This window comes from Streptomyces sp. B93, from assembly GCF_018070565.1.
GTDB lineage: Bacteria > Actinomycetota > Actinomycetes > Streptomycetales > Streptomycetaceae > Streptomyces.
Genome location: NZ_JAGPXL010000015.1, coordinates 13,422 through 40,155, shown reverse-complemented (window position 1 = coordinate 40,155; position 26,734 = coordinate 13,422). Strand labels below are relative to the sequence as shown.

The following is a 26,734-nucleotide window of genomic DNA, read 5'->3' as shown; positions in this document are numbered from 1 at the left end:
GGACCTAGTCTGTGCACCGTGACTTCGCCTGCATCGACGGACAGCGTTCCGCCCCAGCTCAGCGCGGGGCCGCGGCCCGCGCCGGGCCCGGCCGCCGACGAAGGACTGGCGCGGCGGCTGCGCGCGCTCGCCTGCACCGCCCCGCTGCACGACCTGGACACCCGCAAGGCCAACCTCGCGGGCGAGTACTCGGTGTACGGCATGGCCGAGGTCGCCCTCGCCGCGATCGACCTCGTCACCCTGAACATGGACTTCGACACCGGAGCCGACCACGACCAGGTCGTCGCCCGGCTCATCCCCCGCATCGCCGCCCAGGCCCCGCGGCGCCCCGTCACCGAGCACGAGCGCGTGGCCCGCTGGGTGCTGGAGAACCTGATCAACGTGGGCAACGTCGACCGCGGCTTCCGCGCCGTGTACGGCACCTTCGCACCGGACGGCACCTACGTCCGCCGGGACTACGACTTCAAGCTGATCGAGGAGGTACCGGGCCCCGGCGGCAGCGTCTACCTCCGTACGACGGACGAGGCGGTCAACGTCCTGGTCGGCGCCCTGGACACCGACGTCACCAGCGCCCAGATCGCCGCCGAGGTCAAGCTGGAGGTGCTGATCAACCGGGGGCGGCTGGCCGACGCCCAGCTCGCCGCCGAGCAGGCCCGGTACCGCACCGTGCAGTATTCGGAGACCCTGCGCCGCGCCCTGGACGCCACCCGGCGCAACGTCCGCGCGGTGGACTGGCTCAGCGCCGTCCCCGACATGATCGCCGAGGCCCTCGACCACGTCGCCGACCGCTACCGCCACGAGAACGCGATCCTCACCAACATCCGCCGCGCCCGCGACGAGTCCGAGGAGCCCGAGCACAAGCGCCGTGCGGCCGAGCTGGTCGACATCGTCAAGGACTGCATCCGCAGGCACACCCAGCTCCAGTCCCGGCTGCTGGAGGCCGGTCCGCTGTTCCGCGCCGAACAGGACCGGCAGGCCTTCGCCACCCCTGCGGCCACCTCCGGCACGGACCTCTACGGCCATCTCCTCGCCCCCACCCTGCCGCTCCCGCTGGAGCGGGCGATCCGCGTCACCGACGCCTTCTTCGCCGACGGCACCGGCCTGCGCACACCCGTGTCCGTGCGCGTCGGCGACCTCGTCGAGATACTGCTGACACCACCGGTGGAGCGGGAGCACCTGGGCGCGGAGATGCCGGAGCCCGACCTCATCGCCACCCCGGACGACAGCCGCTTCAGCGAGGAGCAGCTCGCGGCGGCGACGGAACTGCTCGACCTGCCCGCCGACGCCCCCCGCAGACTCTCCGGCCTGCTCGCCGAGGCCCGCCGCCGCGACCCCGACCTGCCGTACCTGGTCGCCCTGCTGGCGGTGCACGCGGCCAGCCCGCCCGTCGGCACCGCCTACCGCCAGGGCGAGCAGAAGCTGCTCTTCGCCGTGGACGACGGGACCGAACTGGACGACCCCGAGTTCGGCGGCGCCGACCTCATCGTGGGCACCGCCCTGCTGGACGCGGCCGGCATGGCGGCCGACCGGACGGAGGCCGCGTGAGCAGGCACACCAGCACACCCCCGTACCAGCGACACCGCGGCAAGGAGCCCCGACCGTGACCGAGCACGACGACCGCAGCGAGCAGGAGACCGTCGCCGGGTCGGCGAGCGCTGCCGCGTCGGGGACCGGTTCCGCGACTGGGACCGGTTCCGCGTCCGTGAGCGCCGCCGTCACGCCCGCCGACGCCGCCGACGCGGCCCGGCTCGTCGCGTTCGGGCTCCAGCCCAAGCTCCAGCCCGCCCGCGACCAGGAGTACGCGGAACTGCTGCGCCGCTACCGCGAGGACCCGCCCTTCGCACGGCTCGCGGACGCCGTCGCCACCGGGCTCGGCCTGGTGGTCCTGGAGGTGTCCCCGCGCGCGGGCATGGCGGTGACCGCCGCCGAGGACTCGGTGTTCGCCGTCCGCATGGGCGACTACGCGCGTCGTACCTCAGCCGACTCCGGCGACCGGTTCCTGCACGGGCTCGCCCACCTCGCCGTCGCCGCGATGGCGTTCCCCCGCCCCGAGGACCTCGCCGACGACGGCTACATCGGCCGGGTCACCGTCAACGGCGTCGACGCCTTCGTCCGCCAGGCCTGCCGCCGCCTGGAGGAGCGGGCCGAGGCGCAGGGCGAGAACACCGACCCGGTGAGCGACGCGCCCGGACTGGAGGCCGCCTGGCGGATCTGGGTCAGACGCAGCGCGACCGGCGCCACCAAGGACGCCCGCCGACTCGCGGGCTCCACCACCGGCATCATCGCCAAGGCCGTCGCCTTCCTCACCGACTCCGGCTTCCTCCAGCGCACCGGCGACGACCACGGCGGCACCTACCGCACCACCGCCCGCTACCAGCTCCAGGTCCGCGACATGGCGGGCAGCGCCGCCCTGGCCGAACTACTGGAGCTGGGCGTGGTCCCGGTGACCGACGGCACCCCCACCCTGCTGCCCGCCGAGGACACCGACGACCTGGACCTGGTCGCCGACGCCGGACTGCCGTTCCACGCCTCCCCCCAGCCCTGACCCCCCCGCAGAAGACTGACGAGAGTCCGCCATGTACGAGCTGTCCCGGGTCCGCCTCTACTCCATCGGACCCGCCGGTGCGCGCTACGCCGACACCGTGCTTGACCTGCGCGGTGTCGGCGAGCCCGTGCCCGACCCCGCCCCCACGCAGGCGGAGTTCTTCGAGGAGGAGCCGGTCGGCCCGCCGCGCCGCCCGGCCCCCGCGGGCGTCCTCTTCCTGGAGAACGGCGGTGGCAAGTCCGTCCTGCTCAAGCTGATCTTCTCGGTGATGCTGCCGGGCCACCGCAACACCCTCGGCGGCGCCAGCTCCGGCGTGCTGCGCAAGTTCCTGCTCGCCGACGACTGCGGGCACGTGGCGCTGGAGTGGCAGCACGTGCTGACCGGTGAGTGCGTGGTCGTCGGCAAGGTCAGCGAGTGGCGGGGCCGCCAGGTCTCCAACGACCCGCGCAAGTTCGCCGAGGCCTGGTACTCCTTCCGGCCCGGCCCCGGACTCAGCCTGGACAACCTGCCCGTCGCCGAGTCCACCGCCGTACGCCCGCCCGTCGAGGGCCAGTCCGGCGCCCGGGGCCGCCGCCGCACCATGAAGGGCTTCCGCGACGCCCTCACCGAGGCGGGCAAGACCTACCCGCACCTGGAGGTGCACTGGGAGGAGACCCACGAGCGCTGGACCGAACACCTCGGCGAACTCGGCCTCGATCCCGAACTCTTCCGCTACCAGCGGGAGATGAACGCCGACGAGGGCGAGGCGGCCGGTCTCTTCGCCGTGAAGAAGGACGCCGACTTCACCGACCTGCTGCTGCGCGCCGTCACCGACACCCGGGACACCGACGGCCTCGCCGACCTGGTCAGCGGCTTCGGCAACAAGCTCGGCCGCCGCGCCGAACTGATCGCCGAACGCGACTTCACCGCCGGGTCGGTGGACCTGTTGGGCCGGATCGTCGAAGCCGCCGAGGCCCGTTCACGCGCGCGTGACATCCACACCGCGGCCGAGCGGCGCACCCGCACCCTGTCCCGGCGGCTGTCCGCGCGCGGCACCCAGGAACGCGTCCGCGCCACCGACCTCGCCCAGCGGGTCACGGCCGCCGCCTACGCCGTCACCCACGCCGAGTCCACCCGCGAGCACAGCGCGCTCGTCGCCGCCGAACTCGCCTACCGGCACGCCTCCCTGGCGCTCGCCGCCGCCGAGAAGGCCGCCGCCGCGCAGAAACGCGAACTCGCCGACGCCCGCACCCTGCACTCCGCCTGGCAGGCCGCCGAGACCGTACTGCGCCACCGCGCCGCCGCCGACCGAGTCGCCCGCGTGTCCGCCGCGATCCAGGAGGCCGAGCGGGACGCCGCACCCGCCCTCGCCGCCCGCACCAAGGCCGCCGTCGACCTCGTACGGGCCCTGCACTCGGCCGCGGAGAGCGCCGAGACCCTCGCCAACGAGGAGGAGGAGCGCTCGGCGTCGCTCCAGGACGTCAGCGACTCCGCCCACCGCGACTCCACCGCCGCCGCCACCGAGGCGCAGCGCGCCCGCAGTGAGGCCGGTCACCTGCGGCAGCGGCTCACCGAGGTCGAGCAGGAAACCGCCGAGGCCGTTCGCGCGGGCTGGCTCGACGACAGCGCGCCCGACGCCGACCCGGCCCGTGCCGCGCTCGCCGCCAGCGACGCCGAGAAGAGCGCGGTCGCCGCCTGGGACACCGCCCGCGAGGCCTCCCGCCGGGCCGCCGAACAGGCCCGCGAGACCGCGGCCACCGAGAGCCGCGCCGAACTCACCGCGGCCCGCGCGGCGGACGCCGCCCTCGCCGCCGAGCGGGCGTACGACGGCGAACGCCGCACCGCCGAGGCGCTGGCCGCCGAGACCCGGCTCGCGGAACTGCTGAGCCTGCCGGGCGCGCCACGCTCCGGCGTCCCGGGACCGCGCTCGGGCACCGACAGCGCCCGCGCGAGCACCCCGACGGCCGACGCGAACGGCGCGCTGACCCCCGAGGAACTCGACCGCTTCGCCGACGAGTTGCGCGAACTGCTCGACGACGCCGTCTCCGCCGCCGAGCGCCAGCTGTTCGACCTGCGCACCGCCGCCGCCGACGACGCCCGCATCCTCGGCGCGCTCGGCGACGGCGGACTGCTGCCGCCCGGCCCGGACGTCCTCGCCACCGTCGAGTACCTCGGCGAGCACGGCATCCCGGCCCTGCCCGGCTGGCGCTACCTCGCCCAGGCCGTCGACCCCGCCGACCACGCGCGCGTCCTGGCCGCCCGGCCCGAACTCGTCGACGGCGTGGTCATCACCGACCCGGCCTCGCACACCCGGGCCCGCGAGGCGCTCGGCGAGGCCGCGCTGCTGCCCCGCTCCACCGTGGCCGTCGGCACCGCCGCCGCCCTGCTCGCCCCCACCCCGGCGCCCGGCGCGGACGACGGTGACGTCTTCCTCGTACCGCCGAACCCGGCCATGCACGACGAGCACGCCGCCGACGAGGAGCGGCAGGCGCTGCGCGCCCGCGCGACCGAGCGCGACGAGGAGATCCGGGCGCTCGCCGCCCGGCTCGGCAAGGACCGGGAGCTGTCCGCGCGGCTCGCCTCCTGGCGCACCGGCTGCCCGGCCGGACGCCTGGTCGAACTGGCCGAGGCCGCCCGCGAGGCGCGCGCCTTCGCCGAGGAGGCCGAGGCGGAGCTGGCGGAGGCCCGCACCGCCCGCGCGGAGGCCGAGGAGGCCGCCGCCGAGGCGGCCCAGGTGCGCGACGAACGGCAGGAGGCCGCACAGAAGGCCCGGCGCGCCGCCGACGCCCTCGCCGGACTCGCCTTCCGCCTGCGCGAACGCGCCGGATGGCAGGCGCGGCTGCGTGAACTGGCCGACGAGGCCACCGAGTCGGAGGCCCGCGCCCAGGTCTGCCTGGAGCGCGCCCGCGCCGCCGACGAGGACCGCCGCGCCGCCCAGCGCGCCGCCGACGACGCCCGCCGGACCGCCCGCGCGCTGCGCGCCGAGCGCGCCGAGATCGCGGGCGCCCCCGACGACGTACCCGAGGACGGCACGGACGGGCCGAAGGCCTCGCTGCCCGCCCTGCGGGAGGCGTACCGGGCCGCCTCCCAGGTGTACGAGAAGGTCGGCGTCGGAGCCGACCTGCGGGCCGAGCAGGCCCGCGCGGAGAGCGACGAGAGCGCCGCCCGCGCCGAACTGGACCGGCTCAGCAACAAGGTGCGCACCCGCGCGGAACAGCTCCTGACCTCGCCGGACGGCTCCGACGGCCCGTCCCGGCAGGCCGCCGCCGCCCGCGCCGAGGAACTGGTGCAGCTGCTGGAGACGCGGATGTCCACCGCCTCCGAGCAACTGGGACGCCTGCGCGGCGAGGCCGAGCGGCACGCGCCCGAGGACGGCGACGCCCACACCGACCTCCCTGAGGCACTGCTCCCGCGCGACGCCGAACACGCCCAGGCCCTGCTGCGCACCGCCACCGCCGAACTCGCCTCCCGCACCGAGGCGCTGGCCCAGTCGCGCGACGCCCACGCCGAACTGCTGGCCGCCCACCGTGCCGCCGAGGACGCGGCCGGGGGCTTCGACGAGACCGCCGCCCTGCTGCGCGACCTGCTCCGCGAGCAGACTCCCGACGACGACCAGGACCGGCCCGAGCCCTACCCGGGTTCCCTGGAGGACGCCCGGCAGTCCGCCGCCGAGGCCCGCCGCTCCCTGCGCGGCTGCGCCGCCGACCTGTCCGCCGCCGAGGCCGCCGTCCGCGAGGCCAGCGACATCCTCGTCCGGCACGCCAACTCCACCCGCTACGAACAGGTCCGCACCCCGGCCCGCCAGCAGATCCGCGAACTGCCCGCCGCCGCGCTGCCCGAGCACGCACAGAAGTGGGCGGACGCCTTCGCGCCCCGCCTGCGGGTCCTCACCGACGAGCTGGCCCAGCTGGAGCGCAACCGCGACTCGATCGTGGACCGGCTGCGCGGCCTCGTCGAGTCGGCCCTCGCCACCCTGCGGTCCGCGCAGCGGCTGTCCCGGCTGCCCGAAGGGCTGGGGGAGTGGTCGGGGCAGGAGTTCCTGCGCATCCGCTTCGACGAACCCGACCAGGCCACCCTCACCGAACGGCTCGGCGAGGTCATCGACGAGGCGACCCGCGCCGCCGTGAAGAAGAACTCCGACCTGCGCCGCGACGGCATGTCCCTGCTGCTGCGCGGGGTCGCCGCCGCCCTCCAGCCCAAGGGCGTCGCCGTGGAAATCCTCAAACCGGACGCCGTGCTGCGTGCCGAGCGGGTGCCGGTCGGGCAGATGGGCGACGTGTTCTCCGGCGGCCAGCTGCTGACCGCCGCCATCGCCCTGTACTGCACGATGGCGGCGCTGCGCAGCAACGACCGGGGCCGCGACAAGCACCGCCACGCGGGCACCCTGTTCCTGGACAACCCCATCGGCCGCGCCAACGCCACCTATCTGCTGGAACTCCAGCGTGCGGTGTCCGACGCGCTCGGCGTGCAGCTGCTGTACACCACCGGCCTGTTCGACACGACCGCGCTCGCGGAGTTCCCGCTGGTCATCAGGTTGCGCAACGACGCCGACCTACGGGCGGGGCTGAAGTACATCAGCGTCGAGGAGCACCTGCGGCCGGGGCTGCCGGAGCCCGCCCCGGCCGGGGAGGCGGAGGCGGTGCACAGCGAGATCACCGCGACCCGCATGTTCAAACGCCCCGCCCCCCAGGGGAGCTGACGTCAGTCGAACCAGCCCTGCGCCGCGGGGCTGGTGTTGCGCCAGATGTGCTTGGGCTCCTGGTACTCCGCGAGCCCGGCCGGACCCAGCTCCCGCCCGGTCCCCGACTGCTTGAAACCACCCCACTCCGCCTGCGGGACATAGGGGTGGTAGTCGTTGATCCACACGGTGCCCAGCCGCAGCCGGGCGGCCACCCGCGCGGCCTTCGCCTCGTCGCCGGTCCACACCGCGCCCGCGAGCCCGTAGATCGTGTCGTTGGCCAGCCGTACGGCCTCGTCCTCGTCGCGGAACCGCTCCACGGTGAGGACCGGCCCGAAGGACTCCTCCCGCACCACGGACATCGACGCCTCGCACTCGTCGAGCACGGTCGGCAGGTAGTAGAACCCCTCGTCGAGCCCTTCCGGCCGCGCGCCCCCGCACCGCAGCACGGCGCCCTCCTCGAGGCCCCGCGCGACATACGCCTCGACCTTCGCCCGGTGCGCCGCGGAGATCAGTGGCCCGGTGCGCGCCCGCTCGTCGAACGGCCCGCCGAGCGGGATCTGCCGCGCCCGGCGCACCACCTCTTCCACGAACCGGTCGTGCAGCGAGTCCTCCACCAGCAGCCGCGCCCCCGCCGAGCACACCTGCCCCGAGTGCAGGAAGACCGCGGTCAGCGCCATGTCGACGGCCGCCTCGAAGTCGGCGTCGGCGAAGACGACGTTGGGGTTCTTGCCGCCGAGTTCGAGGGCGACCTTCTTCACCGTCCCGGCCGCGGCGGCCATCAGCCGGCGGCCGGTGTCCAGGCCGCCGGTGAAGGACACCAGGTCCACGTCAGGGTGGTCGCCCAGCGGGGCGCCCGCCTCCGGTCCGGCGCCCAGGACCAGGTTGCCGACGCCCGCGGGCAGGCCCGCCTCCGTCAGCAGCCGCATCAGGTGGATGGCGGTGTGCGGGGTCAGCTCGCTCGGCTTCAGCACGAAGGTGTTGCCCGCGGCGAGCGCCGGAGCGACCTTCCAGGCGGTCTGGAGGAGGGGATAGTTCCAGGGGGTGATCAGGGCGCACACCCCGACCGGTTCGTACACGACCCGGCTGTCGGCGTGGTCGGTGCCGGTGTCGACGACCCGGCCGGTCTGGGTCCCGACCAGCCGTCCGAAATAGCGGAAGCAGGCGGCCACGTCGTCGATGTCGTATTCGCTCTCCACCAGGCGCTTGCCGGTGTCGAGGGACTCGGCGCGGGCGAGTGCGGCCTTGTCCCGCAGCAGCAGGTCGGCCACCCGCAGCAGCAGGTCGCCACGCTCGGCGGCGGGGGTGCGCGGCCAGGGGCCCTCGTCGAAGGCGCGGCGGGCGGCGGCGATCGCGTCGGCGGTGTCCTCGCCGTCCGCCTCGTCGACCACCGCGACCAGGGTGCCGTCGGCGGGACAGCGGATCTCACGGGTCCGCTTCGCCCGGGGTGCGGTCCAGTCGCCGCCGATGAACAGGTCCGGCATCGTGTGCCTCTTTCAGGTGCTCGTGACAGGGGGCCGCCCGGGCGCCGACGCGGCAGGGTCGGTGCCCGGACGGCCGCTTGCGGTGCTCTCGGCTACGGAAGCCAGGCCTTGACCACGTCCGGGTTGGCCTCGACCCACTTCTCCGCGGCGGCGTCCGCGCTCATCTTCTCGTCGGCGATCATCGCGGCGACCTCGTTCTGCTGGTCGGCGGTCCACTTGAAGTTCTTCAGGAACGTGGCCGCGTCACCGCCGTCCTTGGCGAAGTCGGCGTTGAAGTACTTCTGGAGCGGGGTGTTGGCGTACCCGCAGGCCACCTTCTCCGGGTCGGCGTCGCAGCCCTCCTCGTACTCGGGCAGCTTCACCTCCACCAGCTCCATCTGGGCGTTGAGCCACTGCGGCGTCCACCAGTAGCCGATGAACGGCTTCTTGGCGGCGTAGTTCTCCTTCATCTGGGTGATCTGCGCCGCCTCGGAGCCCGCGTAGACCGTCTTGAAGTCCAGCTTCAGGTTCTTGATGATCGCGTCGTCGTTCGTCGTGTACGACGGCGAACCTTCCAGCAGCTGGCCCTTGTCGCCGCTCTCAGCGGTCTTGAAGAGGTCCTTGTACTTGTTGAGGTTCTTCCAGTCGGTGATGTCCGGGTGCTCGTCCACCAGGTACTTCGGCACGAACCAGCCGATGTGCCCGACGACACCGAGGTCACCGCCCGCGACGACGGTCTTCTTCTGCTCGACGTACTGTTCTATCTTCTTCGGCGCGCCGCCCCAGTCCTCCAGTACGGCGTCGACCTTGCCGCTGTTGAGGCCGTCGATCGCGACCGACTCGTCCAGCTGGGTCGTCTTGACCTTGACGTCCAGCTCCTTCTCCATCACGTACTTGGCGACCGCCGCGTTGGCCTCCGCGCCGACCCAGGAGGGCACGGCGATGGTGACGCTGTCGGAGCTGCTGGAGGAGGAGGTGTCGGCGGCGCCGCAGGCGCTCAGCGTGGTGAGGACGAGCGTGGTGGTGACGGCGGCGGCGGCACGGCGGGCATGGGTTCTGTTCATCATGGGAGAGGTGTCTTTCGTTTCTGTCGGGCGGGATATCGCGAGCGGGCGGGGTCAGTGGGTGAGCGACCGGTCGTCCGTACGGCGCTGAGTGGTCCGGTCGAGCACGAGACCGAGGAGGACGATGGCGACGCCCGCAGTCAGACCGACGCCGAGTTCGCTCTTCTGGAGGCCGTAGACGACGTCGTAACCGAGCGCGCCGGAACCGACGAACCCGCCGACGATGACCATGGCGAGGACCAGGACCACGCCCTGGTTGAGGGCGAGCATCAGGGCCGGGCGGGCCAGCGGCAGCTGCACCTGGCGGATCTGCTGCCAGGTGCCCGCGCCCATGGAGCGGGCGGCCTCCAGCGCGGCGGCGTCCACCGAGCGCAGACCCTGGACGGTGATACGGACCACCGCGGGCAGCGCGTACAGGACGGCGGCGGCGACGGCGGCGGCCCGGCCCACGTTGAACAGGGCGACCACCGGGATGAGATAGATGAACTGGGGCAGCGTCTGCATGGTGTCCAGGACCGGACGCAACAGCCGCTCCAGCAGGGGCACCCGGGCGGCGGCCACGCCGATCACGAACCCGGCGAGCAGGGTGAGGACCACCGCGGCGATCGCCTGCGAGAGGGTGTCCAGGGAGTGGTCCCACACACCGATGGCACCGACGGCCGCCATCGACAGCCCGGCCGTGCACATGGCGCCCCAGCCCCCGGCCAGCAGCGCGAGCGCGGCGGCGAGCAGCACCAGCAGCCACCACGGGGTGGCCGTCAGGGTGTCCCGCAGCGGATTGAGGACGCCGGTGGTGAAACCGTCCGCCCAGGTGCGGGTGCCGCCGAGGACGGGCACGCCCTCGGCGAGGTTGCGGGTGAACCAGCCGACGGCGTCGTTGACGGGCCGGGCGATGCCGACGGTCCAGTCGTCGGACCACTCGCTCGGCGTCGCGGCCTTGCCGACCGCGAGCAGCGCGGCGAACGCGCCCGCCACCAGGGCCCAGGCCCGCCAGCCGTGCAGCCAGGCGGCCCCGGTGCCGGCGCCGCCCTCGCCGAGCCGGTCGCCGGCTGCGGCGGTGGTGCGGTCCAGCCAGACCGCGAGCAGCACGATCGGGATGCCGGCGGCGAGCGCCTGTCCCACGTCGACCGTGGACAGCGCGCGGAAGACCTCCTCGCCGAGGCCGCCCGCCCCGATCACCGAGGCGATGGTGACCATGGACAGCGCCATCATGATGGTCTGGTTGAGGCCCAGCAGGATCTCCTTGCGGGCCAGCGGCAGCCGTGCGGTCAGCAGTCGCTGCACGGGCGTCGCGCCGAGCGACGCCGACGCCTCCATCACCGCCGGGTCGGCGCCGCGCAGACCGAGCGAGGTGAGCCGGGCCATCGGCGGGGCCGCGTAGACGACGGTGGCGATCAGCGCGGACGGCACACCGATGTCGAAGACCAGCACCAGCGGCAGCAGATACGCGAACGCGGGCATGATCTGCATGGTGTCGAGGACCGGGCGCAGGATGCGTTCGAACCGGTCCGACAGGCCCGCGCCGAGCCCGAGCAGGCCGCCCACCAGGGCGGAGACCAGCACGGCCACCGCCATCAGCGCGAGCGTCTCCATGGTGGCTTCCCACATGCCCAGCAGCCCGCACACCACGAAGGTGCCCAGCGCCGTGCCCGCGGTCCGCAGGCCCCGCCGTCCCGGCCCGCCGACCCGCCAGGCCGTCAGCACCGCGGCGGCGGTCACCGCGAACCAGCCGAGGTTCAGCAGGAAGTCGGTCACCCAGGCCACCGAGTCCTCGGCCCAGTTGCTCAGGTGCAGCAGGAAGTAGAGGAACACCGGGCTGGTGTCGCGGTTGTCCAGGACCCAGTCGTAGGCGTCGTCGAGCGGGCCCTTCACATCGACCGTCAGGTCGGCGGGCCAGGCTCCGCTGCCCCAGAGCGCGGCGGCGAACGGCACGAGCAGCACGGCCGCCACGCCCAGCACTCCCAGCCGCCGTGTGGACGGCCGCAGCACCGACAGACGGCGCGCGAGGAAGGAGCGGGTGGCGACGCGCTGGTCCCTGCCCGGTGGTGAACCCGTCTTCTGCGGGGCTGGCTTCTCGGGGGTGAGGGTGCTCATCGTCAGCTCACCGCCGCCCGCTCGGAGTCCAGGCCCGCGACGACCGCCAGCAGGTTCTCGTGGTCGACGACGCCCAGGCAGCGGCCGTCCGCCACCACACAGGCCGCCGACCCGCTGCGGGCGACGGTCTCGATGGCGGCGGCGACGACCGTGTCGGGGGCGAGGGCGCCGGGGTGCTTGGTGCCGCCGCAGTCCCCGGCCCGCATGGCGCTGCGGACGGTGATGACCTGCTCGCGGGGGACGTCGCGCACGAAGTCGCGCACATAGTCGTCGGCGGGCGAGGCGACGATCTCCTCCGGCGTGCCGCACTGCACGATCTCGCCGTCCCGCATCAGCGCGATCCGGTCACCGAGCCTGAGGGCCTCGCTGAGGTCATGGGTGATGAAGACCATGGTGCGGCCCTCCTCGCGGTGCAGCCGGATCACCTCCTCCTGCATGTCGCGCCGGATCAGCGGGTCCAGCGCGCTGAACGGCTCGTCGAAGAGCAGGACCTCGGGATCGACGGCGAGCGCGCGGGCGAGTCCGACACGCTGCTGCTGGCCGCCGGAGAGCTGGTTCGGCCTGCGGTGTTCCATGCCGTCCAGGCCGACCTTGGCGACGACCTTCATGGCCTGCGCGCGGCGCTCCAGCTTGCCGACACCCTGGATCTCCAGGCCGTAGGCCACGTTGTCCAGGACCGAGCGGTGCGGCAGCAGGCCGAAGTGCTGGAACACCATGGCGGCGCGGTGGCGGCGCAGTTCGCGCAGCCGGGTGCGGTCCATCGCCCGCACGTCCTCGCCGTCGATCTCCAGTTCCCCGGAGGTGGGTTCGATCAGCCGGGTCAGACAGCGCACCAGGGTGGACTTGCCGGAGCCGGACAGGCCCATGACGACGAAGACCTCGCCCTTGCGGACCTCGAAGGACACATCCCGCACGGCGACCGTGCACCCCGTGGCGCGGCGCAGCTCGTCGGCGGGGAGCGACTCCAGGCCGGGGTTGCCGGGGACGCGTTCGGCCTTCGGGCCGAAGACCTTCCAGAGGTTGCGTACCGAGAACACGGGGGGCGCGGAGTCCGAGGTGGGCGCGGATTGTTCGGGCAGGGTGGTGGACATCAGGCATCGACTCCGGGGTTCGTCGGCCGAGTGAGCAGGTCGGCGCACTTCTCGCCGACCATGAGGACCCCGATCATCGGGTTGACGGCGGGGATGGTGGGGAAGACGGAGGCGTCCGCGATCCGTACCCCGCGCAGTCCGTGCACCCGCAGGTCGGGGCCGACCACGGCGTTCGGATCGTCGGGAGCGCCGATCCGGCAGGTTCCGGCGGGGTGGTAGACGGTGTGCGCGACCTTGCGGGCGTACTCGCTCAGTTCCTCGTCACCGGTGACGTCGGGGCCGGGGCAGACCTCGCGCTTGAGCCAGTTCGCCAGCGGTTCGGTCCTGGCTATCTCGCGGGCGATGCGGATGCCGTCGACGAGCGTGCGGCCGTCGTGGTCGTCCTCGTCGGTGAAGTAGCGGAAGTCCAGCGCGGGTTTCACTTCGGGGTCGGCGCTGGTCAGGTACAGACGGCCGCGGCTGCGGGGCTTGGGGATGTTGGGGGTCATCGAGACGCCGTACGGCGGCTTCTCGTAGCCGATCCGCTCCGGGTTGTCGGTGAACGGGATCTGGTAGAAGTGGAACATCAGGTCCGGGCCCGGTGATTCGGGGTCCCGGCGGACGAACAGACCGGCGTCGGAGTCCATCGCGGAGTTCTCCGGGATGGGCCCGTGGGTCTCCCAGACGATCACCGACTCCGGATGGTCGAGCAGGTGCTCACCCACGCCCGGCAGGTCGTGCACCGCGGGGATGCCAAGGCCGGTCAGGTCGTCCTTGGGGCCGATGCCGGAGAGCAGCAGCAGCCGCGGGGTGTCCACCGCGCCCGCGCAGAGCACCACTTCACGCGCCGCGGTGACGGTCCTCTCCACACCGTCCGCGGTGCGCACCCGGACCCCCGTGACCCGCTCCCCGTCCAGCTCCAGCCGGTACGCCCAGGTCTCCAGCAGGATCGTCAGGTTGGGGCGGGCGTCCATCACCGGGTGCAGATACGCCACCGACGCCGAGGAACGCTTGTTGTCCTCGGGGTGGTAGGCGAGGTCGAAGAAGCCGACGCCCTCGGTGAACGGCTTCTTGTTGAAGCCCTCCACCCGGGGCACGCCGGTGGCCCGCTGGGCGGCGTCGACGAAGTCCCGGGCGATGGCGTTGCGGTCCTTCTCGTCCACCGGGACGATGTTGTTCAGCAGCCGGTCGTAGTACGGGTCCATGGCCGCCGCGTCCCAGCCCTCGGCGCCCGCATCGACCCACTCCGCCCAGTCGGAGGGCAGCGGCTTGAAGCTGATCAGGGTGTTGTGGGAGGAACACCCGCCGAGGACGCGCGCGCGGCTGTGCCGGATGTGGCTGTTGCCGCGCGGCTGTTCGGTGGTTGGATAGTCGTAGTCGAGTTCGCCGCCGAGCAGGCCGAGCCAGCGGCGCAGCGTCAGCACCTCCGGTCGGTCCACGTCGGACGGGCCGCCCTCGATGACGGCGACGCTCACCCCCGGGTCCTCGGTGAGGCGCGCGGCGACGACGGATCCCGCCGTGCCGCCGCCGACCACCACGTAGTCGTACGTCTCCTGCTCGTCCTGCTCGGGCATGAGGTCTCTGCTCCTTGTCGTGCGCGCCGGATGCCTTCCCGGCTCTCCCATGACCAGTCAGGTTGTTGACAGGACATGGGGCGGGGCGCCTGCCCGAATGTCGGGAACTCATTCGAGAGTATTTTCAGATGTGACGCGCATCACAATGCGTCAGTTCCCCTCGGCATGGAGCTGCCCCGAGCAGCCACGCGTGAAAGACGCCGGGGTGACGCTCACCGGGTACCAGCACCCCGCCGTCGCGGGCGACGATCGTGCGGTCTGCGGGGAGCGGGAACATCCGGCGCAGGGTGACCTGATCGGGCATGAGGTCGACGAAATCCGGAAGCCCGCGCAGCCGTCCGCGGCCCGCAGGGACGGTGGCACCGTCCTCATGGCCGAGGGGACCCGTACGAACGCAACGGTCGAATCGCCGCGGTCCTCACCGTTGACCGCTCGCGGCCGTTCACTCGGGCCGGCGTGAACTCACGCCCGGGGAAGGCCGGATGGCGTCGGCCTTCCGAGGAACGCCGACCGTTTCAGGGGCCGGTGAGAGAAAGGATGCGCACCTGGGCGGGCGCCCTGCGAACCCCCTACGAACCCCTGGGAACCGGACGGCTCATGCCTCCTCCGGGACCGGACGGTCCACGAGCCTGGAGGGCCTGACGGCCCGCGCGCCCTCGGAGACCCCGAAAGGCCACGACCCTCGGGGAGTCCGCAAGGCCACGTGCCGTCAGGGGTGAGACAGGCGCCCGGCCCCTCCAGGCTGCCGTATCCCCTTCTGGCCGCGACCGGCGGCCTTCGCCTGTCGCCGGACCCGGCGCCGCTCGCGCCGCAGCGCCCGCGCCGTGCTGCTGGGCGTCGACACCACACCGTTGCGCTGCTTCCACACCTGACGGGTCACCCACACGTCCAGGACGCCCCAGGTCGCCACCACCGTGCTCGCCACGCTGCTGAGGACCATGGGGAACGCCAGCCACGACCCGGCCAGGGTGCACAGGAACGCCACCACCGCCTGCACCAGCGTCACCGCGACGATCAGCACCGCCCGCACCGCCGCAGTACGCACCGGGTCGGGCAGCCGACGGCGCCGCGCGGGCTCCTCGATCCACAACGGCCGGTAGTGCGGCTGCTCCCGGACCGCCGGCATGTCACGCTCCGGCGCCCCGGCCCCCTGCCCCACCGGCGCTCGCCCCGTCACGTCCTGCTCGGGTGCCTCGTACCGCTCCGCCGTGCCCATCACCGTGTCACTCCCCACCGCCAAGCAGGCCGCTCGCCCCGGTCCGAAGACCCGACTCCCCTTGGCTGCCCGGCTTGCGCTGATTTACGCCGCCTGGTTGCAGGACGCGGCTCCTGTGGCCGATTCCGCCCCCATTTCCTGTACAGAAGGACGAACGGCGCACCGCGAAGATTCCCGGGCACCGAAAAATTCTGGCCAAATCCCCATGTGTGCAACCGCCATGGCCCCCTGTGGCCTGGGGTGTCGTGCGGGACACAATCTCCCGCAATGGCCGGACAACTCCACATCTCTCGGCTCCCGTGCGGAAGTTCGCCCTCCGGAAGACTCTTCGAGTTCCCTGTGCGTCGGTAGTAGGCTCGCGCCGTTTGTTGACGCACATGCGCACCCCCTGCCGGTGGGGGGTCGAGCTGGGGGAGTCCATGCGCTTTCGCGGGAAGTCCATCCGCCGGAAGATCGTGGCGCTGCTTCTCGTGCCGCTGGTGTCCCTGACCGCGATCTGGGCCTTCGCCACGGTACTGACGGGACGTGAGGCGGGCCGGCTGTTCACCGTGTCGTCCCTCATCGAGGAGGTCGGCTACCCCACCGAGGACACCGTCCGGGTCCTCCAGCAGGAACGCCGCCAGACCCTCGCCCACCTCGCCGACCCGCGCGCCTCCGACGGCCTCGCCGCGCTGAAACGCAGCCGCACCGCCTCCGACCGGGCCATCGCCGAGATCAGGCGGAACGCCGCCGACCCCGATGTGCGCGACGCGCTGGGACCCGGCAGCGCCGAGCGGCTGACCGCCGTACTGGAGGCCTTCGACGGCATCGACTCCCTGCGCCGCAGCGTCGAGGACGGGACGATCAACCGCTCCCAGGCCTTCGACCAGTACAACCTCCTGGTCGACCCCTGCTACGTACTGCTCGCCAACCTCCACGCCGTCGACGACGTCGAACTGGACAAGCAGTACCGCGCACTCGTCAATGTCGCCCGCGCGCGCGAACTCCTCTCCCGCGAGGACGCCCTCCTCGGCTCCGCCCTGATCGTCGGCGAACTCTCCCGCGCCGAGATCCGCAACATCTCCGATCTCGCCGCCCAGCGCACCCTGCTGTACGACACCAACCTGCCGCTGCTGCCCTCCTCGGAACGCCAGCGCTACGAACGGTTCTGGAAGAACGCCGACACCGCCCCGCTGCGCGTCGCCGAACAGGCCGCGATCGCCGCCGGACCCGGCACACCCAGCGGGGTCACCGCGAAGAGCTGGGACACCGCGGCGGGCAACGTCCTCGACGGACTCGGCACCCTCGACGACGAGGCGAGCGACCGCTACCAGGACCGCGTCAGCCCCATCGCCACCGGCGTCATCGTGCAGGCCGTCTTCGCGGGCGCCCTGGGGCTGGTCGCACTCCTGTTGACCGTGCTCGTCTCCGCGCGGATCGGCCGCGGCCTCATCCGCGACCTGCGGCAACTGCGCCTGGAAGCCCATGAGGCGTCCGGCGTCCGCCTGCCCAGCGTCATACGCCGCCTCTCCGCGGGAGAACAGGTCGACGTGGAGACCGAGGTCCCGCGCCTGGAGTACGACAGGAACGAGATCGGCGAGGTCGGCCAGGCCCTCAACACCTTGCAGCGCGCAGCCGTCGAGGCGGCCGTCAAACAGGCCGAACTGCGCTCCGGCGTCTCCGAGGTCTTCGTCAACCTCGCCCGCCGCAACCAGGTCCTCCTGCACAAGCAGCTCACCCTCCTCGACACCATGGAACGCCGCACCGAGGACCCCGAGGAACTCGCCGACCTGTTCCGCCTCGACCACCTCACCACCCGGATGCGCCGCCACGCCGAGGGCCTCGTGATCCTCTCCGGCGCCGCCCCGTCCCGGCAGTGGCGCAAACCCATCCAGCTCATGGACGTCGTCCGCGCCGCCGTCGCCGAGGTCGAGGACTACGAACGCATCGAGGTCCGCCGTCTGCCGCGCACCGCCGTCACCGGTCCGGCCGTCGCGGACCTCACCCATCTCGTGGCGGAACTCCTGGAGAACGCCACGGTGTTCTCGCCGCCGCACACCGCCGTCCAGGTCCTGGGCGAGCGGGTCGCCAACGGCTTCACCCTGGAGATCCACGACCGGGGCCTCGGCATGACCGCCGAAGCCCTGCTCGACGCCAACCTGCGGCTCGCCGAGACACCGGAGTTCGAACTCTCCGACACCGACCGGCTCGGCCTCTTCGTGGTCAGCCGTCTCGCCCAGCGGCAGAACGTACGGGTCTCGCTGCAAACCTCCCCGTACGGCGGCACCACCGCCGTCGTCTTCATCCCCGACGCGCTGCTGACGGACGACGTCCCGGACACCAACGGCATCGGGTTCCGCCTCGACCGGCCGCAGCCCTCCCGCGAGGCCGAGATCGAGGAGAGCCGCCGCACCGCGCTCTCCCAGGTCCCGGTGCGCCTCCCCGGCCTGCCCGCGTCGCTCCTCGACGGACCCGTCGAGCTGGAGGGCCCCGTCGACCTGGACGCCATCGACGACTTCCCCGGCGCCCTCGACGGTGAGGAGAGCGAACGCGGCGGCCTGTTCCGCCCGCGCCGCGCCACCGCCCGCCCGGACCATGCGGCGGCCGGCCGCAGGGCCGAGCAGGACCCGCACCTCGGCACCGGCGGACCCGACCCGGATGCCGCCGACCCGGAGGACATCGACGACGACCGGCTCACCGCCCCGGTCCCCCTGCCCCGCCGACGCACACCCAAGCTGGTCAGCTCGCACGGACGCCCCGTGCCCGAGCCACGCCCCGGTCGCACGGACGCCGACCTGGACACCACGGCGGTTCCCGGGCCGGGCCGACCCGATCCGGACAGGCCCGCCGCCCTGCCGACCCGCCGCCGGGGGGCATCCGCCATCGGCCGACGCACCGGCCAGGCGGACCGCAAGGACCGCAAGGACCGCAAGGACGAACGGGGCCAGCAGTCTGACCGCAGGGACGGACAAGTCCCGCAGGCCGACCGCCCGGACCGACGGGCCCGGTCCGCCGACCGCCTGGACCGGCGCACCCCACCGACGGACCCCACCCGGGCCGGGACCGCCGAGCCCGCGGCCCACGACCCCGGCGACCCGCCCAGGACCCCGGCCGCGCTCACACCGGCCCGCCGCGCCGCGCTCGCACCGTCCGACCCCCGAGGCGCCGACCGACGGCCCGAGCCCGAAGGCCCCGGCGGCGACACCGGCCCCCTGCCCCGGCGCGTGCGGCAGGCGAGCCTGGCGCCCCAGCTGAAGCAGGAACCCCGGCCACGCCCCGAGGAGCGGACGGCGTCCGACGACCGGGACGCCGACGAGGTCCGCAGCCGTATGTCCTCGCTCCAGCGCGGCTGGCAGCGCGGCCGACAGGAGAACGCCGCGGGCGACGACGCCCACAGCGGCACAGCACCACAGGGAACGAACAAGGGGGACGGTCGATGACCGCACCGAAGGCGACCGGCGACACCGCGACCACCGGGTCCGGCGAGCTGAACTGGCTCCTCGACGATCTGGTGGACCGCGTCGCGCGCATCCGCAAGGCCGTCGTACTGTCCGGCGACGGCCTGGCGATCGGGGTCTCCAAGGACCTGACCCGGGAGGACGGCGAACACCTGGCCGCCGTCGCCTCCGGCTTCCACAGCCTGGCCAAGGGCGTGGGCCGCCACTTCGACGCCGGAGGCGTCCGGCAGACGATCGTCGAACTCGACGAGGCCTTCCTCTTCGTCACGGCCGCGGGCGACGGCAGCTGCCTCGCCGTCCTCGCCGACGCGGACTCCGACGTCGGCCAGGTCGCCTACGAGATGACGCTCCTGGTCAAGCGGGTCGGCGCACATCTGAACGCCGCACCGCGCACCGATCTGCCCTCGGGCGGGTAGTGGGATGACATGAGCGCAGACGGTCAGGCAAGAAGCCACTGGTTCGACGACGACGCGGGGCCCGTCGTCCGCCCCTACGCCATGACGCGCGGCCGCACCAGCCATGCGGCACAGCACCGCCTCGACCTGATCGCGGTGGTCGTCACGGAACGCCACGCGGACGACCCCGAAGAGGACCCGACGCTGTCCCCGGAACACATGGACATCGTCGACCTGTGCCGGGAGACCCCGCAGTCCGTCGCCGAACTCGCCTCCGAGCTGGATCTGCCGATCGGTGTCGTCAGGGTCCTCATCGGGGACCTCGTGGACAGCGACTTCGTCCATGTGACCCGCCCGGTGCCCCCGGCCGAACTGCCCGACGAGAGTATTCTGCGCGATGTGATCAACGGCCTCCGGGCGCTGTGAGCAGCGCGGAAGCGGGGTGAGGACGTGACTGGCTGGCAGTTCTGGGTCGACCGGGGCGGCACCTTCACCGACGTCGTCGCGCGCCGTCCCGACGGCCGTCTGCTGACGCACAAGCTGCTCTCGGACAACCCGGCGCACTACTCCGACGCGGCGGTCGCAGGGGTCGGTGCCCTGCTGGCGGAATCCGGCGACCCCGTCGACTCGGTGCGCATGGGAACCACCGTGGCCACCAACGCCCTCCTGGAACGCAAGGGCGAGCGCACCCTGCTGGTCATCACCCGGGGCTTCCGCGACGCCCTGCGCATCGCCTACCAGAACCGGCCCCGCATCTTCGCCCGCCACATCCAGCTCCCCGAACTGCTGTACGAGCGGGTCATCGAGATCGACGAGCGCATCGCCGCCGACGGCACCGTCCTGCGCGCCCCCGACCTCGACGCCCTCACGGGCCCCCTGCGCCAGGCGTACGACGACGGGATCCGCGCGGTCGCCGTCGTCTGCATGCACAGCCACCTCCATCCCGCGCACGAGCACGCCGTCGGCGAACTGGCCGCCCGCACCGGATTCCCGCAGATCTCGCTGTCCAGCGAGGTCAGCCCACTGATGAAGCTCGTCCCGCGCGGGGACACCGCCGTAGTCGACGCCTACCTGTCGCCGGTGCTGCGCCGCTACGTCCAACACGTCGGCGACCGCCTCGAAGGCGTCCGGCTGATGTTCATGCAGTCCAACGGCGGGCTCACCGAGGCCGGGCAGTTCCGCGGCAAGGACGCCATCCTCTCCGGGCCCGCGGGCGGCATCGTCGGCATGGCCCGGATGTCGCAGCTCGCCGGTTTCGACCGCGTCATCGGCTTCGACATGGGCGGCACCTCCACCGACGTCTCCCACTTCGCGGGCGCCTACGAACGCGTCTTCACCACCCAGCTCGCCGGGGTCCGGCTGCGCGCCCCCATGCTGGACATCCACACCGTCGCGGCCGGCGGCGGCTCGGTGCTGCACTTCGACGGCTCCCGCTACCGCGTAGGGCCGGACTCGGCGGGCGCGGACCCGGGACCGGCCTGCTACCGGGGCGGCGGTCCGCTCGCCGTCACCGACGCCAACGTGATGCTGGGCCGCATCCAGTCCGCGCACTTCCCCCGTGTCTTCGGCCCCGACGGCGACCAGCCCCTCGACGAGGCGCTGGTCCGTGACCGCTTCGCCGCCCTCGCCCGTGAGATCAGGGACCGCACCGGCGACGACCGCACCCCAGAACAGGTCGCCGAGGGCTACCTGAGGATCGCCGTCGCCAACATCGCCAACGCCGTCAAGCGGATCTCCGTGCAGCAGGGCCACGACGTCACCCGCTACGCGCTCACCACCTTCGGCGGGGCGGGCGGCCAGCACGCCTGCATGGTCGCCGACTCGCTCGGCATCCGCACCGTCCTGGTGCCCCCGATGGCCGGTGTGCTCTCCGCGCTCGGCATCGGCCTCGCCGACACCACCGCCATGCGCGAACAGTCCGTCGAGGCACCCCTGGAGCCCGCGGCCATGCCCGGCGTCCGCAAGACCGCCGACGACCTCGAGGCGGCCGCCCGCGCCGAACTCCTCGCCGAGGACATCCCGGAGGACCGGATCCAGGTCACCCGCCGCGCCCAACTGCGCTACGACGGCACCGACACCACCCTCACCGTCGAGCTGACCGACCCCGCCACGATGCGGGCCGCGTTCGAGGAACGTCATCGCGCCACGTACTCCTTCACCCTCGACCGCCCCGTCGTCGTCGAAGCCCTCTCCGTCGAAGCCACCGGACTCACCGACCCCCCCGATCTCTCCGCCCTCGCCCCCTACGAAGGCCGCACCGCCGCCCCGCTGACCGTCCGCCTCCACACCGGCGGCACCTGGCGCGACGTACCCCTGCACCACCGGGCGGACCTGCCGCCCGGACAACCGGTCCAGGGACCCGCGATCATCACGGAGGCCAGCGCGACCACCGTCGTCGACGACGGTTGGCAGGCCGCCGCGACCGAGCACGGGCATCTGGTCATGGAACGCGCGGCGGTCACGCAGAGTTCCGAACTCGGCACGGATGTCGACCCGGTTCTGCTTGAGGTCTTCAACAACCTGTTCATGTCCATCGCCGAACAGATGGGCGCCCGGCTGGAGTCCACCGCCCAGTCCGTCAACATCAAGGAACGCCTGGACTTCTCCTGCGCGCTCTTCGACCCGGACGGGAACCTGGTCGCCAACGCCCCGCACATCCCGGTCCACCTGGGCTCCATGGGCACCAGCGTCAAGGAGGTCATCCGCCGCCGCGGCTCCCGGATGCGCCCCGGCGACACCTACGCCGTCAACGACCCGTACCACGGCGGCACCCACCTGCCCGACGTCACCGTCATCACCCCGGTCTTCGACACCCGGCCCACCCAGCACACCGACGCCACGCAGCGTGACCGCATCCTGTTCTACGTCGCCTCCCGCGGCCACCACGCCGAGATCGGCGGCATCGCCCCCGGCTCCATGCCCGCGAACAGCCGCAGCATCGAGGAGGAGGGCGTCCTCTTCGACAACTGGCTGCTGGCCGAGGACGGCCGCTTCCGCGAGCGCGAGACCCTCCGCCTGCTGACCGAGGCACCCCATCCCTCCCGCAACCCCCGCACCAACCTCGCCGACCTGCGCGCCCAGATCGCCGCCAACCAGAAGGGCGTCGACGAGGTCGCCCGCATGATCGACGAGTTCGGCCTCGACGTCGTACAGGCGTACATGCGGCACGTCCAGGACAACGCCGAGGAGGCGGTGCGCCGGGTCGTCGACGCCCTCGAGGACGGCGAGTACGCCTACGAGACCGACTCCGGCGCCGTCATCCGGGTACGCGTGCGCGTGGACCGCGAGAACCGCCGCGCCACCGTCGACTTCACCGGCACCTCCGCCCAGTTGGACAGCAACTTCAACGCCCCCTACGCGGTGGTGAACGCCGCCGTCCTCTACGTCTTCCGCACCCTCGTCGCCGACGACATCCCCCTCAACGACGGCTGTCTGCGCCCCCTGCGCATCATCGTGCCGCCCGGTTCCCTGCTCTCGCCCGAACCGCCCGCCGCCGTGGTCGCGGGCAACGTGGAGACCTCCCAGGCGATCACCGGGGCCCTCTACGCGGCGCTCGGCGTGCAGGCCGAGGGCTCCGGCACCATGAACAACGTCACCTTCGGCAACGAACGCCACCAGTACTACGAGACCGTCGCCTCGGGCTCCGGCGCGGGCGACGGCTTCCCCGGCGCGAGCGTCGTCCAGACCCATATGACCAACTCGCGGCTGACCGACCCCGAGGTCCTGGAGTGGCGACTGCCCGTCCGCCTCGACGAGTTCGCCGTACGGCACGGCAGCGGCGGCGCCGGACGCACCCGCGGCGGGGACGGCGCGGTGCGCCGCGTCCGCTTCCTGGAGCCGATGACCGTCTCCACGCTCTCCCAGCACCGCCGGGTCCCGCCGTACGGCATGGCGGGCGGCCATCCCGGCGCGCTGGGCGCCAACCGGGTGGAACGCGCGGACGGCACGGTCACCCCACTCGGCGGCAGCGACGCCACGGACGTCGGCCCCGGCGACGTACTCGTCATCGAAACCCCCGGCGGCGGAGGCTACGGCTCACCGCCCGACGACCCCCATCAAGCAGGAGAAGACATCGATGATCCTCGGGCGAACTGAGCGCGGCAGGTTCCCGGTCGAGCCCGTCACGCTCAAGATCCTCGTGGCCGGCGGCTTCGGCGTGGGCAAGACCACGCTGGTCGGCGCGGTCAGCGAGATCAGACCGCTGCGGACCGAGGAACTGCTCACTGAGGCGGGCCGCCCCGTCGACGACACCACCGGCGTGGCGGGCAAGCACACCACCACCGTCGCCATGGACTTCGGCCGCATCACCCTGCGGGAGGACCTGACGCTGTACCTCTTCGGCACCCCCGGCCAGGAACGGTTCTGGTTCATGTGGGACGAACTCTCCGAGGGCGCCCTCGGCGCCGTCGTCCTCGTCGACACCCGCCGCCTGGAGGACTGCTTCGCCGCCGTCGACTACTTCGAACGGCGCGCCATCCCCTTCCTGATCGCCGTCAACTGCTTCGAGGGGGCCGCCCGGCACCCCGCCGACCAGGTCCGACGCGCCCTCGACCTCGACGACGACGTACCGCTGCTGATGTGCGACGCGCGAGACCGACGGTCGGTCAGGGACGTCCTCGTCGGTCTCGTCGAGCACGCGATGACCCGGACGGCGGACCGCCGACACCCGGTCACCACCTGAGGCGACCGCCCGGACGTGACCCGTACCCCCGCCGACCGGGGTACGGGCCACACAGCTCGGATGCCCTGGTTCCCCCCGTGCACGCGCGCGTGGAGGCCTAGTTGTCGCCCTCCTCGAGCCAGCCGAAGCTCCGCTCCACAGCCCGGCGCCAGTTGCGGTACTCCTGGTCCCGCACCGCCGCCGTCATCGCCGGAGTCCAGTCGGCGTCCCTCTGCCAGTGCGTCTTGAGTTCGTCGAGGTCGTTCCAGACCCCGGTGGCGAGCCCGGCCGCGTAGGCGGCGCCCAGACAGGTCGTCTCGGACACGCGCGGACGGATCACCGGCACGTCCAGCACATCCGCCTGGTGCTGCATGAGGAGGTTGTTCTTCGTCATGCCCCCGTCCACCTTCAGGGTCGTGATCCGCACCCCGGAGTCCTGGTACATGGCGTCCACGACCTCACGTGTCTGCCAACTGGTCGCCTCCAGCACCGCCCGCGCGAGATGCGCCTTCGTCACGTAGCGGGTGAGACCGGTGACGACACCGCGGGCGTCGGAACGCCAGTACGGCGCGAACAGCCCCGAGAACGCGGGCACGATGTACGCCCCGCCGTTGTCGTCCACGCTCGCCGCCAGGGTCTCGATCTCGTCCGCCGTACGGATGATGCCGAGCTGGTCGCGGAACCACTGCACCAGCGCGCCCGTGACGGCGATCGCCCCCTCCAGGCAGTAGACCGGAGCCTCGCCGCCGATCTTGTACCCCATGGTGGTCAGCAGCCCGCTCTTGGACGGCACCGGCCTGCCGCCCGTGTTGAGCAGCAGGAAGCTGCCGGTGCCGTAGGTGTTCTTCGCCGTGCCGACGTCGTAGCACGCCTGCCCGAAGACGGCGGCCTGCTGGTCGCCGAGCGCCGAGGCGACCGGCACCCCGGCGAGCTGCCCGACCGCGGTCCCGTACACCTCGGCGGAGGACCTGATCTCGGGCAGGACGGTCTCCGGCACGTTCATCGCGGAGAGGATGGCCGGGTCCCACTGGAGGGTCTCCAGGTTCATCAGCATGGTCCGCCCGGCGTTGGTGACGTCGGTGACGTGCCGTCCGCCGTCGGTGCCGCCCGTGAGGTTCCAGATGAGCCAGGAGTCGATGGTGCCGAAGGCGATCTCGCCGCGTTCGGCGCGGGCCCTGAGACCCGGCACGTGGTCGAGGAGCCAGGCCGCCTTGGGGCCGGAGAAGTAGCTGGCCAGGGGCAGCCCGGTCTGCTCGCGGAAGCGGTCCTGGCCGTCCGTGCCGCCCAGCTCGGCGCAGAGTGCGGCGGTGCGCGTGTCCTGCCACACGATGGCGTTGTGTACCGGCTTGCCCGTCGCCCGGTCCCACAGGACCGTCGTCTCGCGCTGGTTGGTGATGCCGAGCGCGCTGAGCTGGTCGGCGCGCAGTCCGGCCTTGGCGATCGCCCCGGCGACGACGGCCTGCACCTTGGACCAGATCTCGGTGGCGTCGTGCTCCACCCAGCCGGGCTTGGGGAAGATCTGGCGGTGTTCGCGCTGGTCGACGGCGACGATGGCCCCGTCCCGGTCGAAGACGATGCAGCGGCTGGAGGTGGTGCCCTGGTCGATGGCGGCGACGTACTTCTCGGCGTGGTCCGTCATGGCTACCCCTTGGGCTGAGTTGTCTCAGAAGGCTGCGTTGTAGATGAGCCCGGCCAGTCCTCCGCCGATCAGCGGCCCGACGACGGGCACCCAGGCGTAACCCCAGTCGGAGGTGCCCTTGTTGGGGATCGGCAGGAAGGTGTGCACGATGCGCGGGCCGAGGTCGCGCGCCGGGTTGATCGCATAGCCGGTCGGCCCGCCGAGGGAGAGACCGAGGCCCACGACCAGCAGGGCGACGATCAGCACGAGCGTGCCGGACTCGCCGAGCCCCTTGGTCAGCCCGAAGGCGAGGATCGGCAGGACCAGTGCGATCGTGGCGATGATCTCGGTCATGAGGTTGGCGACCGGATGGCGGATCTCCGGGATGGTGGAGAAGATGCCGAGCGTCGGAGTCGGCTCCTCGGCGGTGCCCTCCGTCGTGCCCGTCTCCCGGACGTTGGCCTGGAACTGCGCGAAGTAGACCAGATAGGCCAGTACGGCGCCCAGCATCGCGCCGATCATCTGGCCCAGCAGATAGAGCCCGACCTTGTCCCAGTCACCGGTGTCGACGGCGATGCCGAGGGTCACGGCCGGGTTGAGGTGCCCGCCGGACAACGGAGCGGCGGTGTAGGCGCCCGCCATCACTCCGAACCCCCAGCCGAACGCGATCACGATCCAGCCGGAGGCCCGGGCCTTGGAGTATCTGAGGGTGACTGCGGCGCAGACCCCGGCGCCGAAGAGGATGAGGATCGCGGTGCCGATGATCTCGCCGACGACGATGTCTCCGTTGCTCATGGCGGCTCCTAGTGCCGGACCCGGGTGATCGGCCCCGGTCCTCGGTGCGGGGCGGATTCCCCCGTGACTCCCCGTGACTCCCGTTGCTCCCGTGGCGACTTCGGCCCGGGGCGGAGCGGGTCCCGTGCCCGGCCCAGGCGTCCGTG

16 protein-coding genes and 1 pseudogene are annotated in these 26,734 nt (G+C 72.6%); 8 read left to right on the top strand and 9 right to left on the bottom strand.

What is annotated here, in order from left to right; translation table 11 throughout:
• Nucleotides 1–18 precede the first annotated feature (18 nt).
• From KBY47_RS16970 to KBY47_RS16960, 3 genes are read left to right on the top strand one after another with little or no spacing between them, the layout of a single operon-like run.
• Complete coding sequence (locus tag KBY47_RS16970) at nucleotides 19–1,545, top strand: hypothetical protein (RefSeq protein WP_210921977.1); 1,527 nt, start codon at nucleotides 19–21, stop codon at nucleotides 1,543–1,545.
• Between the two features lie 55 nt (nucleotides 1,546–1,600).
• Nucleotides 1,601–2,545, top strand: coding sequence for a hypothetical protein (locus KBY47_RS16965; RefSeq protein WP_374103088.1), 945 nt, complete (start codon nucleotides 1,601–1,603; stop codon nucleotides 2,543–2,545).
• Nucleotides 2,546–2,576: 31 nt separating this feature from the next.
• Nucleotides 2,577–7,223, top strand: a complete 4,647-nt coding sequence (locus tag KBY47_RS16960) for a hypothetical protein (RefSeq protein WP_210921976.1) — start codon at nucleotides 2,577–2,579, stop codon at nucleotides 7,221–7,223.
• A 2-nt stretch (nucleotides 7,224–7,225) separates the two neighbouring features.
• Here the strand turns inward: KBY47_RS16960 and KBY47_RS16955 are convergent, their stop codons facing one another.
• The 7 genes and pseudogenes from KBY47_RS16955 to KBY47_RS16930 all read right to left on the bottom strand — a co-directional run bounded on the left by KBY47_RS16955 (nucleotide 7,226) and on the right by KBY47_RS16930 (nucleotide 15,683).
• The gene (locus tag KBY47_RS16955) at nucleotides 7,226–8,686 is read right to left on the bottom strand and encodes an aldehyde dehydrogenase family protein (RefSeq protein ID WP_210921975.1); all 1,461 of its coding nucleotides are present in this window, start codon (nucleotides 8,684–8,686) and stop codon (nucleotides 7,226–7,228) included.
• Nucleotides 8,687–8,778: 92 nt separating this feature from the next.
• On the bottom strand, nucleotides 8,779–9,732 hold the full coding sequence (locus tag KBY47_RS16950) for an ABC transporter substrate-binding protein (protein WP_374103087.1): 954 nt from the start codon (nucleotides 9,730–9,732) through the stop codon (nucleotides 8,779–8,781).
• A gap of 51 nt (nucleotides 9,733–9,783) precedes the next feature.
• Nucleotides 9,784–11,823 carry a proline/glycine betaine ABC transporter permease gene (locus KBY47_RS16945; RefSeq protein WP_210921974.1) on the bottom strand — a complete coding sequence of 680 codons (2,040 nt, stop codon included), beginning with the start codon at nucleotides 11,821–11,823 and terminating at the stop codon, nucleotides 9,784–9,786.
• A 2-nt stretch (nucleotides 11,824–11,825) separates the two neighbouring features.
• Nucleotides 11,826–12,914, bottom strand: a complete 1,089-nt coding sequence (locus KBY47_RS16940; RefSeq protein ID WP_210921973.1) for a glycine betaine/L-proline ABC transporter ATP-binding protein — start codon at nucleotides 12,912–12,914, stop codon at nucleotides 11,826–11,828.
• A complete protein-coding gene (locus KBY47_RS16935) occupies nucleotides 12,914–14,467 on the bottom strand; it encodes a GMC family oxidoreductase (protein WP_210921972.1) in 1,554 nt (517 codons plus the stop codon). Before KBY47_RS16935 ends, KBY47_RS16940 begins: the two co-directional genes overlap by 1 nt.
• A 124-nt stretch (nucleotides 14,468–14,591) precedes the next feature.
• Nucleotides 14,592–14,783, bottom strand: a pseudogene (locus KBY47_RS37380) (hypothetical protein); the annotation flags it as partial.
• Nucleotides 14,784–15,176: 393 nt separating this feature from the next.
• Nucleotides 15,177–15,683 (bottom strand): hypothetical protein, encoded by a 507-nt coding sequence (locus KBY47_RS16930; RefSeq protein ID WP_247694825.1) that lies wholly within the window; start codon nucleotides 15,681–15,683, stop codon nucleotides 15,177–15,179.
• Nucleotides 15,684–16,102: 419 nt separating this feature from the next.
• Between KBY47_RS16930 and KBY47_RS16925 the strand changes: the two genes are divergently transcribed.
• The 5 genes from KBY47_RS16925 to KBY47_RS16905 are packed head-to-tail and all read left to right on the top strand — an operon-like array spanning nucleotide 16,103 to nucleotide 24,196.
• Nucleotides 16,103–19,102, top strand: coding sequence for a nitrate- and nitrite sensing domain-containing protein (locus tag KBY47_RS16925; protein ID WP_210921970.1), 3,000 nt, complete (start codon nucleotides 16,103–16,105; stop codon nucleotides 19,100–19,102).
• Nucleotides 19,099–19,536, top strand: coding sequence for a roadblock/LC7 domain-containing protein (locus tag KBY47_RS16920; protein WP_210921969.1), 438 nt, complete (start codon nucleotides 19,099–19,101; stop codon nucleotides 19,534–19,536). Before KBY47_RS16925 ends, KBY47_RS16920 begins: the two co-directional genes overlap by 4 nt.
• A gap of 9 nt (nucleotides 19,537–19,545) precedes the next feature.
• Nucleotides 19,546–19,941, top strand: coding sequence for a DUF742 domain-containing protein (locus KBY47_RS16915; protein WP_210921968.1), 396 nt, complete (start codon nucleotides 19,546–19,548; stop codon nucleotides 19,939–19,941).
• A 24-nt stretch (nucleotides 19,942–19,965) separates the two neighbouring features.
• On the top strand, nucleotides 19,966–23,610 hold the full coding sequence (locus tag KBY47_RS16910; RefSeq protein WP_210921967.1) for a hydantoinase B/oxoprolinase family protein: 3,645 nt from the start codon (nucleotides 19,966–19,968) through the stop codon (nucleotides 23,608–23,610).
• Nucleotides 23,591–24,196 carry an ATP/GTP-binding protein gene (locus KBY47_RS16905; protein WP_210921966.1) on the top strand — a complete coding sequence of 202 codons (606 nt, stop codon included), beginning with the start codon at nucleotides 23,591–23,593 and terminating at the stop codon, nucleotides 24,194–24,196. The genes KBY47_RS16910 and KBY47_RS16905 overlap by 20 nt, the downstream gene beginning before the upstream one ends.
• Before the next feature lie 97 nt (nucleotides 24,197–24,293).
• On the opposite strand, the gene glpK is transcribed toward KBY47_RS16905, so the two are convergent.
• Together glpK and KBY47_RS16895 are read right to left on the bottom strand one after the other, a co-directional pair.
• A complete protein-coding gene (gene glpK / locus KBY47_RS16900) occupies nucleotides 24,294–25,814 on the bottom strand; it encodes a glycerol kinase GlpK (RefSeq protein ID WP_210921965.1) in 1,521 nt (506 codons plus the stop codon).
• Nucleotides 25,815–25,838: 24 nt separating this feature from the next.
• Entirely contained in the window at nucleotides 25,839–26,588 is a 750-nt protein-coding gene (locus tag KBY47_RS16895; RefSeq protein WP_210921964.1) for an MIP/aquaporin family protein, read from the bottom strand.
• Nucleotides 26,589–26,734: the final 146 nt, after the last annotated feature.

Excerpts from the sequence above, each read along its gene's own strand:
- KBY47_RS16960 (WP_210921976.1), top strand. The coding sequence starts at position 2,577 with ATGTACGAGCTGTCCCGGGTCCGCCTCTACTCCATCGGACCCGCCGGT.
- KBY47_RS16955 (WP_210921975.1), bottom strand. The coding sequence starts at position 8,686 with ATGCCGGACCTGTTCATCGGCGGCGACTGGACCGCACCCCGGGCGAAG.
- KBY47_RS16950 (WP_374103087.1), bottom strand. The coding sequence starts at position 9,732 with ATGATGAACAGAACCCATGCCCGCCGTGCCGCCGCCGCCGTCACCACC.
- KBY47_RS16945 (WP_210921974.1), bottom strand. The coding sequence starts at position 11,823 with ATGAGCACCCTCACCCCCGAGAAGCCAGCCCCGCAGAAGACGGGTTCA.
- KBY47_RS16940 (WP_210921973.1), bottom strand. The coding sequence starts at position 12,914 with ATGTCCACCACCCTGCCCGAACAATCCGCGCCCACCTCGGACTCCGCG.
- KBY47_RS16935 (WP_210921972.1), bottom strand. The coding sequence starts at position 14,467 with ATGCCCGAGCAGGACGAGCAGGAGACGTACGACTACGTGGTGGTCGGC.
- KBY47_RS16930 (WP_247694825.1), bottom strand. The coding sequence starts at position 15,683 with ATGGGCACGGCGGAGCGGTACGAGGCACCCGAGCAGGACGTGACGGGG.
- KBY47_RS16925 (WP_210921970.1), top strand. The coding sequence starts at position 16,103 with ATGCGCTTTCGCGGGAAGTCCATCCGCCGGAAGATCGTGGCGCTGCTT.
- KBY47_RS16920 (WP_210921969.1), top strand. The coding sequence starts at position 19,099 with ATGACCGCACCGAAGGCGACCGGCGACACCGCGACCACCGGGTCCGGC.
- KBY47_RS16915 (WP_210921968.1), top strand. The coding sequence starts at position 19,546 with ATGAGCGCAGACGGTCAGGCAAGAAGCCACTGGTTCGACGACGACGCG.
- KBY47_RS16905 (WP_210921966.1), top strand. The coding sequence starts at position 23,591 with ATGATCCTCGGGCGAACTGAGCGCGGCAGGTTCCCGGTCGAGCCCGTC.
- glpK (WP_210921965.1), bottom strand. The coding sequence starts at position 25,814 with ATGACGGACCACGCCGAGAAGTACGTCGCCGCCATCGACCAGGGCACC.
- KBY47_RS16895 (WP_210921964.1), bottom strand. The coding sequence starts at position 26,588 with ATGAGCAACGGAGACATCGTCGTCGGCGAGATCATCGGCACCGCGATC.